Annotated in this window: 12 protein-coding genes and 1 riboswitch; of the genes, 9 read left to right on the forward strand and 3 right to left on the reverse strand. The window is 34.8% G+C overall.

Features of this window, described 5'->3' with window-relative positions; genetic code table 11:
- The 3 genes from pstC to cvfB form a co-directional block, all read right to left on the reverse strand.
- Positions 1-927, reverse strand: a complete 927-nt coding sequence (gene pstC, locus KA878_RS13110) for a phosphate ABC transporter permease subunit PstC (protein WP_053030923.1) — start codon at positions 925-927, stop codon at positions 1-3.
- A gap of 186 nt (positions 928-1,113) precedes the next feature.
- Positions 1,114-2,064, reverse strand: coding sequence for a PstS family phosphate ABC transporter substrate-binding protein (locus KA878_RS13115; protein ID WP_070855596.1), 951 nt, complete (start codon positions 2,062-2,064; stop codon positions 1,114-1,116).
- Positions 2,065-2,362: 298 nt separating this feature from the next.
- A complete protein-coding gene (gene cvfB / locus KA878_RS13120) occupies positions 2,363-3,262 on the reverse strand; it encodes a CvfB family protein (protein WP_210130048.1) in 900 nt (299 codons plus the stop codon).
- A 153-nt stretch (positions 3,263-3,415) separates the two neighbouring features.
- Here cvfB and KA878_RS13125 point away from each other — a divergent pair, with 153 nt between their 5' ends.
- From KA878_RS13125 to lysA, 9 genes are all read left to right on the forward strand, one after another.
- Positions 3,416-5,020 (forward strand): ABC-F family ATP-binding cassette domain-containing protein, encoded by a 1,605-nt coding sequence (locus KA878_RS13125; RefSeq protein ID WP_193839357.1) that lies wholly within the window; start codon positions 3,416-3,418, stop codon positions 5,018-5,020.
- Positions 5,021-5,283: 263 nt separating this feature from the next.
- Positions 5,284-5,460: riboswitch (Lysine riboswitch) on the forward strand.
- 84 nt (positions 5,461-5,544) lie between these two features.
- Positions 5,545-6,747: an aspartate kinase gene (locus KA878_RS13130; RefSeq protein WP_193839356.1), complete on the forward strand. Its 1,203-nt coding sequence runs from the start codon at positions 5,545-5,547 to the stop codon at positions 6,745-6,747.
- Positions 6,748-6,810: 63 nt separating this feature from the next.
- Complete coding sequence (locus KA878_RS13135) at positions 6,811-7,800, forward strand: aspartate-semialdehyde dehydrogenase (RefSeq protein ID WP_193839355.1); 990 nt, start codon at positions 6,811-6,813, stop codon at positions 7,798-7,800.
- 1 nt (position 7,801) lies between these two features.
- Positions 7,802-8,686 (forward strand): 4-hydroxy-tetrahydrodipicolinate synthase, encoded by an 885-nt coding sequence (gene dapA, locus KA878_RS13140; RefSeq protein ID WP_107629664.1) that lies wholly within the window; start codon positions 7,802-7,804, stop codon positions 8,684-8,686.
- Positions 8,686-9,411, forward strand: coding sequence for a 4-hydroxy-tetrahydrodipicolinate reductase (gene dapB / locus KA878_RS13145; RefSeq protein WP_193839354.1), 726 nt, complete (start codon positions 8,686-8,688; stop codon positions 9,409-9,411). Before dapA ends, dapB begins: the two co-directional genes overlap by 1 nt.
- Before the next feature lie 38 nt (positions 9,412-9,449).
- On the forward strand, positions 9,450-10,169 hold the full coding sequence (gene dapD / locus KA878_RS13150; protein ID WP_075108470.1) for a 2,3,4,5-tetrahydropyridine-2,6-dicarboxylate N-acetyltransferase: 720 nt from the start codon (positions 9,450-9,452) through the stop codon (positions 10,167-10,169).
- Positions 10,170-10,443: 274 nt separating this feature from the next.
- Positions 10,444-11,595, forward strand: coding sequence for an amidohydrolase (locus tag KA878_RS13155; RefSeq protein WP_075108471.1), 1,152 nt, complete (start codon positions 10,444-10,446; stop codon positions 11,593-11,595).
- A gap of 6 nt (positions 11,596-11,601) precedes the next feature.
- Positions 11,602-12,678 (forward strand): alanine racemase, encoded by a 1,077-nt coding sequence (locus KA878_RS13160; protein WP_210142175.1) that lies wholly within the window; start codon positions 11,602-11,604, stop codon positions 12,676-12,678.
- Position 12,679: 1 nt separating this feature from the next.
- Positions 12,680-13,945: a diaminopimelate decarboxylase gene (gene lysA / locus KA878_RS13165; RefSeq protein WP_193839352.1), complete on the forward strand. Its 1,266-nt coding sequence runs from the start codon at positions 12,680-12,682 to the stop codon at positions 13,943-13,945.
- Positions 13,946-14,061: the final 116 nt, after the last annotated feature.

Genomic DNA, 14,061 nt, shown 5'->3' on the forward strand with positions numbered 1-14,061 from the left:
TTAATACTCCTCTCTGAAGCGTTTCGAAATCCAATAAGAAATTAAGTTCATTATTAACGTGAAGATAAACAACGTGAAACCAACGGCATAAATACTGTAGTACATATCTGAACCGAATGTAGCATCACCAGTTGCAACTTCTACGATATAACCAGTCATTGTTTGAATTGAACTTGTTAAGTTTAGTGATGCTGTAGGTGAACTACCAGCGGCTAATGATACGATCATTGTTTCACCGATGGCTCTAGAGATACCTAGAACGATTGAAGCTACGACACCAGAGGCTGCAGCTGGTAATACTACTTTTGTAGCAACTTCGAATTTAGTTGATCCTAAACCGTAAGCACCCTCACGAATTTTATTAGGTACAGATGCCATAGCATCTTCACTCATACTTGTAATGACAGGAACAATCATAATACCTACTACAATTCCTGGGCTGACAGAGTTAAAACTATCAAGCGCTGGAATAAACGTTCTTAAAACAGGTGTTACAAACGTTAAAGCGAAGAAACCAAATACAATTGTTGGAATACCTGCCAAGATTTCAAGAATTGGTTTAATAATACGTCGTGCTTTGTCACTTGCATATTCACTTAAATAAATAGCTGCGCCTAATCCGATAGGTACTGCGACGATCGTTGCGATAACTGTAATTTTTAAAGTACCAATTACAAGTGCCCAGATACCATATTTAGGATCAGAACCTGTTGGGTTCCAGTCTTTAGTGAATAGGAATTCAACGATAGATACGCGTGTGAAGAATGTTATTGTTTCAGTTATCAAAGTGAATAGAATACCGATTGTAGTTAAAATTGAGATTGCAGCTATAATACCTAAAATAATGGGTACGATTTTATCACTAAAACCGCCCTTTTTAGCGTTATTTTTAGCTATCAAGTCTCTAACATTAGTTTCCGATGCCATATATAACCCTCTCTTTTTCTCCCAATAAATTTAAAAAAGCGCTAGAAATTATCAGGTAAACAATGAGTTCAAATTAACCTTAAAACATTTTAACAATCACCCATATATTCGAGAACAAGGTAGCAGAGTTGCTACCTTGTAATACCCCTTGAATAATTCCCAGCCCTTTGTTATTAATAATGATTATTATTTATCTGATTTTTTATCATATTTTTCTAAGCTTTTAAGTTCATCTTTGTAAACTTTTTCTGGTGAAGCTACATAACCAGCATCTTCAGCAGATTTACCTTTGTCTTCTAATGTGAATTTGATGAATTCTCTCATTACGTCATTATCTTTTAATGATTTTTCTTTAACATATAAGTATAATGGTCTACTTAAAGCATATGAACCGTCTTTGATTGTTTCTTTAGTTGGTTCAGTAGTTTTGCCTTCATCGTCTTTGATTTTAACTTCTTTTAATTTATCTTTGTTTTGTTCGTAGAAGTTATAACCGAAGTAACCGATACCCTCTTTGTTTTTCTCAACTGATTGAACAATTACGTTAGTATCTCCGTTTTTCTCAGCTTTGATATCTTCTTTGTTCATTACTTCCTCTTCGAAGAAGTCATAAGTACCATGACTTGAGTTTGGAGAGAATGCTTTGATTTCTTTATCAGGCCAGCTTGAATTTACATCTTTCCAAGTTTTAGCTTCGCCACTGTAGATTTTTTTCAATTGATCTTTAGATAATTCTTTAACGAAGTCGTTATCTTTGTTTACAGCAACTGTTACACCATCTTGTGCAATTTTGTATTCTTTATATTTAATATCTTTGTCTTCTAATTTTTGTTTTTCTTCATCTTTAATAGGTCTAGAAGCTTGTGAGAAATCAGTTTCGCCAGCGATGAATTTTTCAAAACCAGCACCAGTACCTGCTTGACCAGATGAAATAGTAGCGTTTGGATGATCTTTAGCCCATTTTTCGTTTAATTTTTCAACGATAGGAGCTACTGTTGATGAACCTTCACCTTTAGCTTCACCTTTAAGGTCTTTGCCATCTCCAGAACCACTTCCACTGCTATCTCCACCGCCACATGCGCCTAATAATACCGAAGCGCCTAAAACAGTTGTACCAACTAATTGCCATTTTTTCATTGAAATATCCTCCTAATAGATAACCCAAAATGTTATATGTATTTCTTACAGTCCTTATATTACATACCTTTTGTTAATACAAAATGGTTTAAATGTAAATTTTTTGTTAAGATTATAGAAAAATTATTACTAAGCATAAAGATTGTCTATGAAAATAAAAAAAGGGGCTGGAGAGAATTCTTATCGAATTCATCGTCCAGCCCCACAAGTATGACTAGCGGTCAGAAAAATTTCTTGAAATGACATAGCGTATTAAAAGCACTATTTAAATAGAAGGAAAATGTTTGAATCGAGATGATTAATCTTTTTCTACACGACTCCAACCTTTTTTAGTTAAAGAAATTTTACCTGTTTCAATATTGATAATTTTATGTTTGTATAAGTGACCAATGGCACGTTTGAATGAACCTTTACTCATGTTGAATACTTCTTTGATTGCTTCTGGGCTTGATTTATCCCAAAAAGGTAATTCACCTTCGTATTCGACTAATAAATTAAATATTACTTGACCATCATCATCAAGACGTTCATGAGCTAGAGGTAAAAATGAACCATTTAGTTCACCTTTATCGTTATGACCAATAATCCGTACTTCTACTTCTTCTCCTAAACGTGGCTCTTCTTTACGTTCTGATTCATGTACAAAGATTTTATAGCCATCATTTGATAGCAAGAAACTTCCTATTCTTAATAATCGATATGGTCTTGCTTTAATAAGTTCATTTTGTTTTTCGTCATCATAAACTGGCGTAAACATTTTTTCTACGATTGTTTCACTAGCCAGGCGCGCAAACATTTGATTTTCTCTATCGATACGTAATGTAACGAGTACATAATCTCCAGTTTGAGGCCATAATGATTTCACTTTCGGTAAATCTTCCCAAGGAATAAGTACTTCTCTTGGTAAACCAACATCTACACGTGCACCATCACGGTCTGTTTTTAACACTTTGGCAAAATCATATTTGTCTTTCGTAATGTCCGGCATATTTTGAGTTGCAAATAATTCTCCAGAACGGTTTGGATAGATGAAGAAACTGTATTCTTCACCTGTTTCTAATTCATCTTCATCATTGATTTCTGATTGATTTAATTTTACTTGTTCACCATTTGGACCTTTTAAAAGGTATGTAGAACCTTCTAAACCAATGACTTCTAAAAATTCAATTGAACCAACGATATCTTTATCTAATGCCATAATATTCTCCTTCAAGGGTTTGTATTCTACATCATTATAACATGCATAGTAAAAACAAGCATTCACACGTTTACATTTACATTAGGTCGAAACTCTATACAGAATATGATATAATTTTTGCGTTAGATAAACGATAAATAAAGGAGTAAATGCATGCTACAAGTAACTGATGTAAGTTTACGTTTCGGCGATCGTAAACTATTTGAAGATGTAAATATTAAATTTACTGAAGGTAATTGTTATGGACTTATTGGTGCCAATGGTGCTGGTAAATCAACGTTTTTAAAAATTTTATCAGGAGAAATTGATTCTCAAACAGGACACGTTTCAATGGGTAAAGATGAACGTTTGGCTGTTTTAAAACAAGATCACTTCGCTTATGAAGATGAACGTGTATTAGACGTCGTTATCAAAGGTCATGAACGTTTGTATGAAGTAATGAAAGAAAAAGATGCCATTTATATGAAACCGGATTTCAGCGATGAAGATGGTATCCGTGCTGCTGAACTTGAAGGTGAATTCGCTGAAATGAATGGTTGGAATGCAGAAGCGGATGCTGCTTCCCTACTTTCAGGTTTAGGTATCGCTACTGAATTACATGATAAACAAATGTCTGAATTAGAAAATAATCAAAAAGTGAAAGTTTTATTAGCTCAAAGTTTATTTGGTGAACCAGATGTACTTCTACTCGATGAGCCTACCAATGGTTTAGATATTCCTGCTATTAGTTGGTTAGAAGATTTCTTAATTAATTTCGATAATACAGTCATTGTTGTATCACATGACCGTCACTTTTTAAATAATGTGTGTACACATATTGCTGATTTAGATTTCGGTAAGATTAAATTATATGTAGGTAACTATGATTTCTGGTATCAATCAAGTCAATTAGCTCAAAAAATGGCTCAAGAGCAAAACAAGAAAAAAGAAGAAAAAATTAAAGAATTACAAGACTTTATTGCACGTTTCTCAGCAAATGCTTCTAAATCTAAACAAGCGACAAGTCGTAAAAAACAATTGGAGAAAATTGAATTAGATGATATTCAACCTTCTTCAAGACGTTATCCATATGTTAAGTTCACGCCAGAACGTGAAATTGGAAATGATTTATTAACCGTACAAGGCCTATCTAAAACGATTGATGGTGAAAAAGTACTTGATAATATCTCATTCACTATGAATCCAAATGATAAAGCAATATTAATTGGAGATAGTGAAATTGCTAAAACAACACTATTGAAAATTTTAGCTGGTGAAATGGAGCCAGATGAAGGTACATTTAAATGGGGTGTAACGACATCATTAAGTTACTTCCCTAAAGATAACTCAGAATTCTTTGAAGGTATAGACATGAATTTAGTAGATTGGTTACGTCAATATGCGCCTGAAGATGAACAAACTGAAACGTTCTTACGTGGATTCTTAGGACGTATGTTATTTAGTGGTGAGGAAGTTAAAAAGAAAGCGAGTGTACTTTCTGGTGGTGAAAAAGTTCGCTGTATGTTAAGTAAAATGATGCTTTCAAGTGCGAACGTTTTACTATTGGATGAACCTACGAACCATCTTGATTTAGAAAGTATTACAGCAGTAAATGATGGTCTTGCTTCATTTAAAGGTTCAATCATCTTTACGTCATATGACTTTGAATTCATCAATACGATTGCAAACCGTGTCATTGATCTAAATCAACCAGGCGGTTTATCTAAAGAAGTCCCTTATGAAGAATATTTACAAGAAATTGGTGTATTACAAAAATAAATTTATAATTTAAAATAAGGTTGAGATTAAAGTATATCATTTAGAACACGTCGATTAAGTTCTAGAAAAGGATGACTTTGTGTCTCAACCTTAATTTTTTATACTGAATAAAGGTCTCAACACCGAAATTTTTCACTTTTAATTCATATTTACCTTCATGATGAAAAATAGCCTTTAATTTTTCAGTCTATTTCAAAAAATCACAATTATCGGTTTACAGACACAATTGCCATATGTATAATATAAAACATAGCAATTGAATAAGAAATTGATGAGGCGCATCAATCATTAGTATATATTAGATACACTGTCTGCAACAGCTAATATAGAAAGGGTGCGATGCCGAAATGAATCATAATCGCAGGTATGATTTGTTGGACTTTGTGGTTAAGAGCTGAGAGTTTGTCATTATTTAAAAATAATGGAGTGCATCACTTGTATATAAATTATGAGCAAGTTCGAGCATTCCGAACTTGCTCTTTTTTTATAACGTGTGCCTCCCCTAATCTGTAGGAGGTATCGTATTGAAACGAAGTGTTTTGAAATTTGGCGGTTCATCCGTTGCTGATTTTACAAAAATAAAAAATATAGCTAAAATGCTGAAACGTCGAGTAGACGAAGGTGAACAATTAATTGTAGTAGTCAGTGCTATGGGGAAAACAACAGATCAACTAATTGATAATGTCTTCCATTTGACTGCGACACCTAAAGATGAAGAACTTGCACTGTTACTTACTACTGGTGAACAACAAACGGTATCCTATTTATCAATGGTGTTAAATGATATCGGCGTGACTGCTAGAGCCATGACTGGTTATCAAGCAGGTATTAAAACGGTTGGTCATCATTTGAAAAGCAGAATTGCAGAAATTGATTCAAAAACCTTTGATCAAGCTTTTCAAAATAACGACATTTTAGTCGTAGCAGGCTTTCAAGGTATCAATGATGAGTTAGAACTTACAACTTTAGGTCGCGGTGGTTCTGATACAACGGCAGTTGCCTTAGCAGCAAGTAATCAAATACCTTGTGAAATATATACAGATGTTGATGGTGTCTATGCAACCGATCCAAGAGTTCTTAGTAGAGCAAAGCGCTTAGATTATGTATCTTACGAAGAAATGATGGAAATGAGTGCACTTGGTGCAGGTGTACTTGAAACCCGTAGTGTTGAGCTTGCCAAGAATTACGATATACCATTGTATTTGGGAAGAACACTATCAAATGTGAAAGGAACGTGGATTATGCCAAGAACAGAAATTTTAGAAAAGAAAGCAGTCACGGGCGTCGCTTTAGATAAACATATGATGCATGTAACGATAAGCTACCCCCTACCTGACAATCGTTTGTTAACGCAATTGTTTACAGCGTTAGAAGATGGCTCAGTTAATGTAGATATGATATCGCAAATCGTTAACATCGAAGGGCTACAATTATCGTTTACGATTAAAGATAGTGATGTGCATCAAATTTCACATATTTTAAGTGGGCTTTCCGCTCAATTTGAAGCTTTAGATTATAAAATTAATGAAGCTTACGTCAAAATTTCATTAATTGGTTCAGGCATGAGAGATATGTCAGGCGTAGCATCCAGAGCGTTTATTACACTAATTAACGCCAACATCCCTTTTTATCAAACAACAACTTCAGAAATCAGTATTTCATATGTCATTGACGCTGAAAATGGCGAAAAAGCCGTAGAGCGATTATACGAGGCATTTGATATATAATTCATATAACATTTAAGTTAAATTTTAGGAAAATTCAAACAAATATTATTGGAGTGATAAATTATGACAAAATTAGCAGTGGTTGGAGCAACAGGATTAGTTGGAACAAAAATGTTAGAAACTATTGATCGTAAACACATTCAATTTGACGAATTGGTCTTATTCTCATCTGCAAGATCTGCGGGGAAAGAAGTTGAATTTCAAGGTCAAACATATGTTGTTCAAGAACTAACAGAAGATGCAGCTAGTGCCCACTTTGACTATGTTTTGATGAGTGCTGGTGGCGGTACAAGTGCACAATTCGCCCCTATTTTTGAAAAAGCTGGTGCAATCGTTATTGATAATTCAAGCCAATGGCGAATGACTGAGGATGTAGATTTAATTGTACCTGAAGTTAATCAACCAGAATTCAAACGTGGTATTATTGCCAATCCTAACTGTTCAACAATTCAATCGGTAGTGCCATTAAAAGTGTTACAAGATCAATTTGGTTTAAAACGTGTGGCATATACTACGTATCAAGCAGTTTCGGGCTCTGGTATTAAAGGTAAACGAGATTTAGCAGAAGGTGCAAATGGGAAAGAACCAGAAGCATATCCACACCCTATTTACAATAATGTGTTACCTCATATCGATGTGTTTTTAGAAAATGGATATACAAAAGAAGAACAAAAAATGATTGATGAAACACGCAAAATTTTACATGAACCAGTTTTAAAAGTCACAGCTACATGTGCCCGCGTTCCGGTACAAGATAGCCATAGTGTTGAGATTGACGTTACGCTTGATAAAGAAGCAACTGTACAAGACATTAAAGCGTTATTCGATAAAGATGATCGTGTTGTATTAGTTGATAATCCTGACAATAATGAGTATCCTCAGGCACTTACTTCTACTGGTAAAGATGACGTGTTTGTTGGTCGTATTCGTAGAGATGACTCATTGGATAATACGTTCCACGTATGGTGTACGTCAGACAATTTATTGAAAGGTGCAGCCTTGAATGCCGTGCAAGTATTAGAGCAAGTAATCAATTTAAAAGGAGCTAGATAATATGCCACATTTATTCGAAGGTGTAGGTGTAGCACTTGCTACCCCTTTCAAAAATAATGAAGTTGATTATAATGCATTAGAGAGACACGTAGACTTCCTTTTAGAAAATGGTGTAAAAGCCATTATTGTAAATGGAACTACAGCTGAAAGCCCTACTTTAACTGAAGAAGAGAAAGCGCATATTCTAGAATCAGTGATTCAACAAGTCAATCATCGTGTGACAATTATCGCAGGTACAGGTACTAATAATACTGCCAAATCTATTCAAGCATCACTACGCGCAAAAGCACTTGGTGCGGATGCAATTATGCTAATTACACCCTACTACAACAAAACGAATCAACGTGGTTTAATTAAACACTTTGAAACAATTGCAAATGAAGTTAAATTGCCTGTAGTACTTTATAATGTACCTTCTCGAACAAATATGACGATTGAACCAGAAACGGTTGAAACATTAAGCCATAATCAATACATTGTTGCAATTAAAGATGCTACAAATGATTTTGATTATTATGAAGATGTAAAACGTCGCATTGATCAAGAAACTTTTGCATTGTACAGCGGTAATGATGACAATGTTGTTGACTTTTATAATAGAGGTGGCAATGGTGTTATATCGGTTATTGGTAACGCTATTCCTAGAGAATTCCAAGCATTATACGATGCGAAACAACGTGGAGAAGATATTTCAAAAGATTTTGAACCGATTGGTAAATTATTGGGTGCATTATCTGTAGATGTTAACCCTATTCCGATTAAAGCGTTAACGAGTTATCTAGGATTCGGAGATTATGAATTACGTTTACCACTGATTCCTTTAGAAGTAGAAGATGCTAAAGTATTAATTGACGCATTTCAACAATTTAAAGCAGGTGAACTTTAATGAAAATATTACTTATCGGTTATGGTGCAATGAATCAGAGAGTGGCACGTTTGGCAGAAGACAAAGGTCATGAAATTATAGGTGTTATAGAGCCACAAAACAATGAAACAACGCCATATACGCATTACAGTCATATTGCTGATGCGCAAAATGAAGCGGATGTGGCCATAGACTTTTCAAATCCTAATCTATTATTACCTCTACTTGATGAGCCGTTTCAATTGACTTTAGTGGTAGCTACTACTGGTGAAAAGGAAAAAATAGTTGAAAAGTTAAATGAATTAGGTCAAAGCATGCCTGTCTTCTTTAGTGCAAATATGAGTTATGGTGTGCATGCATTAACTAAAATATTAGAAGCTGCAGTACCGCTTTTACAAGATTTTGATATTGAGTTGACTGAAGCACATCATAATAAAAAAGTAGATGCCCCTAGTGGCACATTAGTTAAATTATATGACGTCATCAAAGACTTACGTCAAAACAGTACACCTGTATATGATCGTCATGAGCGCACTGAACAACGCAGTAAAGATGAAATTGGTATTCACTCTATTCGAGGTGGCACAATAGTTGGTGAACATGACGTGTTATTTGCTGGAATAGACGAAACCATTACAATTTCGCATAAAGCACAGTCAAAGGATATCTTTGCTAACGGTGCCATTACTGCCGCAGAAAAATTAATAAATCAATCTAATGGTTATTACACGTTTGATAACTTATAAAATATAAAATTCTATCTATTATTAAGGAGAGTTCAATTATGGTACAACACTTATCAGCTGAAGAAATTATTCAATATATCAGTGATGCTAAAAAATCTACACCATTAAAAGTATATGCCAATGGACATTTTGATGGTGTTACCTTCCCAGAATCTTTTAAAGTATTTGGTTCTGACGATTCTAAAGTTATATTTTGTGAAGCAGATGATTGGAAGACATTCTATGAAACAAATCAATCTGTAATTACGGAGTTAGAAATTGAAATGGATCGACGAAATTCAGCTATTCCGCTTAAAGATTTAACGAATACGAATGCACGTATTGAGCCAGGTGCATTCATTCGAGAACAAGCAATTATCAAAGATGGCGCTGTTGTAATGATGGGTGCAACGATAAATATTGGTGCAGTTGTTGGCGAAGGCACTATGATTGATATGAATGCAACACTCGGTGGTCGTGCTACAACTGGTAAAAATGTACATGTAGGTGCTGGCGCTGTGTTAGCAGGTGTTATTGAACCCCCTAGCGCCTCTCCAGTAATCATTGATGATAATGTGTTAATCGGTGCGAATGCGGTTATCTTAGAAGGAGTTCATGTTGGTGAAGGTGCAATTGTTGCTGCTGGTGCTATTGTCACTCAAGACGTTCCAGCTGGTGCAGTTGTTGCTGGTACACCAGCCAAGGTCATTAAACAAACTTCTGAAGTTGAAGATTCTAAACGTGAAATCGTTTCAGCATTAAGAAAATTGAATGACTAATACGATATGTATTTGATAAGTGTCTGTGACACAATTTATTATTTTATGGCTATAATGCATGATTGTAATAGCTGACTGAACTGAGAAGGCGCTTAACATAAGCTCTTCTCAGTTTTAGTTATTCTCGAGAGTGATGACGCGCTAGTATGACGCGTTATTCTTTCTCTATTCTCACACTTTAATCATATTTTAAATTACAATCACACCATACATAAAAAGATGAAATAAGTTACAATAATGATAAGACGAATATAGTAAACAAAGGAATGATATGATGAGCGAATTAGAGTTTGTAACGAAACATAGAAGACATTTACATCAACATCCAGAATTAAGTCTACATGAGTTTGAGACAACAGAATACATTACACATTTTTTAGATGACTTAGGGGTTTCTTATGAGAGACCGCTTGAAACAGGTGCAATTGCTTATTTAAAAGGTAATAGTGATCATACCGTTGCATTTCGAGCAGATATTGATGCGTTACCTATTTTTGAAGAAAATGATGTTGACTATCGTAGTCAAACAGACAATGTGATGCATGCGTGCGGCCATGACGGTCATACAACGGCATTAATGTTATTTGTTAAACGTTGTAAAGAGATGTTTGATAATGGGACACTACCGCATAATGTTGTATTTATATTCCAACCTGCTGAAGAAACTGGTGGCGGTGCGAATCGCTTAATTAAAGCAGGCGCGTTTAATAATTATCCAATAGAAGCCGTTTTTGGCATTCATGTTAATCCATTTGCAGATGAAGGACAAGTTGTAATCCGCGATGAAGAAATTACAGCCAGTGCAACTGAGTATCGTTTCTTTTTAAAAGGGCTATCTAGTCATGTTGCGGATAAAGAACAAGGTCATTCTTGTGGCGAAGCGCTATTACATGTTCTAAATCAAGTTGGTCAGATACAGCAGTATCATCTTAACGGATTGAAACGAAACATTGTTCATATGGGACATTTTGAAGCTGGTGAGGCAATAAATACAGTAGCTAGCCACGGATATTTAGAAGGTACAATTAGAACGTATGACCCTAATGATTTGAATGTAGTTAAAACTCAAATGCATAAAATTGCTGAAAGTGTAAGTTTATTATTTAACGTAGAATGTGAAGTGAAATTTGAAGAAGGCTATCCTCCTACGATGAACAGTCCTAAACTACGTGCAAGTGTAGAACAAGCAATTAATGCTGCGAATCTAGAAGTAATAGATAAGCCCCTACCTTTCTTATTTGGTGAAGACTTTAGTTTCTATGGCCAACAACTTGCGCCTGCTTACTTTGCATTCGTAGGTACACGAAACGAAGACAAAGGTTTTGTAACTGGCCTTCATACCTCTCATTTAAATTTTGATGAAAAAGTATTAATTGATGTGGCAAATTATTATGAACAATTGTTAATGCATTATGGAGAGGAGTAATTCACATTGACAGCAATATGGTCCGTCGATAAAGAAGCGTTTTTACAAAATGCTATTCAAGTTAAAAATGATAATTCAATAATGGCTGTAGTGAAGAACAACGCTTATCATTATGGTTTGGCGTTTGCTGTTACCTCTTTTTTAAAAGCAGGAATCCATACATTTAGCACTACTTCTTTGAAAGAAGCCATTAAAGTACGCGAATTAGCACCTGATGCCACGATATTCTTGATGAACGCAGTTTATGATTTTGAAAAAGTAAGAAAATATCAAATTCAAATGACCTTACCGTCATTAGCGTACTATTATAAATATAAGAATGATTTTAGTGGTATCAAAGTGCATCTCGAATATGAGAATTTACTTCACCGTTCTGGATTCAAAACATTAGAAGAAATTAAAGAAGTTATTGAAGACCATCTAGCGAATACAAATGAAGATAAAATGATTATTAGTGGCGTATGGACCCACTTTGGTTATGCGGATGAATTTGATGTTCCAGAGTATGGTGTAGAACGAGAGGCTTGGATAAATGTGGTGAATGCATTGTTAAAAGAGGGTTATCAATTTGATTTCATTCATGCGCAAAATAGTGCAAGCTATTATCGTGAAGGTCAAATACTATTACCGCAACATACCCATGCACGTGTAGGCATCGCGTTATATGGTTCTCGTCCTTATAGCCGATTAGACACACAGATTATTAAGCAATCACTGACTGTTAAAGGTAATGTGATTCAAGTGCGTGAAGTCAATGCTGGAGATTATTGTGGGTATAGTTTCGCATTCGAAGCGTCTCGTGATCACACACGATTAGCAGTTGTAGACATCGGTTATGGTGATGGTATCCTTAAATCGAGAGCTAAACATGACGCATTAATTAATGGTAAGCGTTACCCTATTCGTGCATTAATGATGAGTCATATGTTTGTGGAAGTCGATGATGAAGTCGATGCACAAGATGAAGTGATATTATATAATGACGATATACGCATTGATGAATATACATTCAAAGGTGTAGGCGCTAACTCAGAACAACTTAGTGCGATGAATCATGATTCTCTCATAAAGGAGTATAGATAAAATGGCAGTAAAATATAATGATTATGGTGAATTAACAATGGCAGGTACAAGTTTAAAGACGCTTGCTCAAAGCTTTGGTACCCCTACTATTGTTTATGATGAAGATGAAATCCGCAATCAAATGCGTAGATACCATAAAGCTTTTCAAGAAAGCGGTTTGAAATATAATATTTCTTATGCATCTAAAGCTTTCACTTGTATACAAATGGTTAAATTAGTACAAGAAGAGGATTTACAATTAGATGTAGTATCTGAGGGTGAATTATATACTGCATTAGAGGCGAAATTTGATCCTAGTAAAATTCACTTCCATGGTAACAATAAAACAAAACATGAGATTCAATATGCTCTAGAAAATGGCGTTGGTTACTTCGTCATCGATTCACTTGAAGAAATTGAATTAATCGATAAATACGCAAGTGATTCGGTGAATGTAGTTATACGTGTTAATCCAGGTGTTGAAGCGCATACACATGAGTTTATTCAAACTGGACAAGAAGATAGTAAATTTGGTTTATCTATTCGACATGGTTTGGCTATCGAAGCGGTTAATAAAGTGCGTGATTCAAAACGTCTACATTTAAAAGGCGTTCACTTCCATATCGGTTCTCAAATCGAGGGTACTGAAGCAATGATTGAAACTGCTAAAATAGTACTAAATTGGTTATCTGACAATGATATTAAAATTGAACTGCTTAATATCGGTGGAGGTTTTGGTATTAAATATATTGAAGGTGATGTTAGCTTCCCTATTGAGGAAGGCATCGCAGAAATAACTAACGCAATTAAAGCGGAAACTGAACGTTTAAATTATGAAGTGCCAGAAATAGGTATTGAACCTGGTCGTTCAATCGTTGGTGAAGCTGGTATAACATTATATGAAGTTGGCACAATTAAAGAAATTCCTAATGTGAATAAATATGTATCGATTGATGGCGGTATGAGTGATCATATTAGAACAGCTTTATACGATGCGAAATATCAAGCGTTATTAGTGAATCGTCATGAAGAAGCTGATGATACGGTAACGATTGCTGGTAAATTATGTGAATCAGGCGATATTATTATTCGCAATGCGAAACTCCCTTCTTCTGTTCAACGTGGTGATTACCTAGCGATTCTTTCTACAGGAGCATATCATTACTCAATGGCTTCTAATTACAATCAAATGCAGAAACCACCAGTGTTTTTCTTAAAAGATGGTAAAGCACGTGAAGTTATTAAACGCCAATCATTACGTCAATTGATTATTAACGATACTAAATAACAATTACCAATTTAAAAAAATAATTCTAAAGAATGTTAAAAGAAAAATTTAAACTTAAAACCTACGTAGCAAAACTTATAAAGTCTACGTAGGTTTTAGTCAAGTCCAGACTCCTG

This window comes from Staphylococcus sp. GDY8P57P, assembly GCF_017892585.1.
GTDB lineage: Bacteria > Bacillota > Bacilli > Staphylococcales > Staphylococcaceae > Staphylococcus > Staphylococcus borealis.

What these genes read in the sequence shown, in the direction of transcription:
- pstC (WP_053030923.1), bottom strand. Translation starts at nt 927, where the DNA reads ATGGCATCGGAAACTAATGTTAGAGACTTGATAGCTAAAAATAACGCT.
- KA878_RS13115 (WP_070855596.1), bottom strand. Translation starts at nt 2,064, where the DNA reads ATGAAAAAATGGCAATTAGTTGGTACAACTGTTTTAGGCGCTTCGGTA.
- cvfB (WP_210130048.1), bottom strand. Translation starts at nt 3,262, where the DNA reads ATGGCATTAGATAAAGATATCGTTGGTTCAATTGAATTTTTAGAAGTC.
- KA878_RS13125 (WP_193839357.1), top strand. Translation starts at nt 3,416, where the DNA reads ATGCTACAAGTAACTGATGTAAGTTTACGTTTCGGCGATCGTAAACTA.
- KA878_RS13135 (WP_193839355.1), top strand. Translation starts at nt 6,811, where the DNA reads ATGACAAAATTAGCAGTGGTTGGAGCAACAGGATTAGTTGGAACAAAA.
- dapA (WP_107629664.1), top strand. Translation starts at nt 7,802, where the DNA reads ATGCCACATTTATTCGAAGGTGTAGGTGTAGCACTTGCTACCCCTTTC.
- dapB (WP_193839354.1), top strand. Translation starts at nt 8,686, where the DNA reads ATGAAAATATTACTTATCGGTTATGGTGCAATGAATCAGAGAGTGGCA.
- dapD (WP_075108470.1), top strand. Translation starts at nt 9,450, where the DNA reads ATGGTACAACACTTATCAGCTGAAGAAATTATTCAATATATCAGTGAT.
- KA878_RS13155 (WP_075108471.1), top strand. Translation starts at nt 10,444, where the DNA reads ATGAGCGAATTAGAGTTTGTAACGAAACATAGAAGACATTTACATCAA.
- lysA (WP_193839352.1), top strand. Translation starts at nt 12,680, where the DNA reads ATGGCAGTAAAATATAATGATTATGGTGAATTAACAATGGCAGGTACA.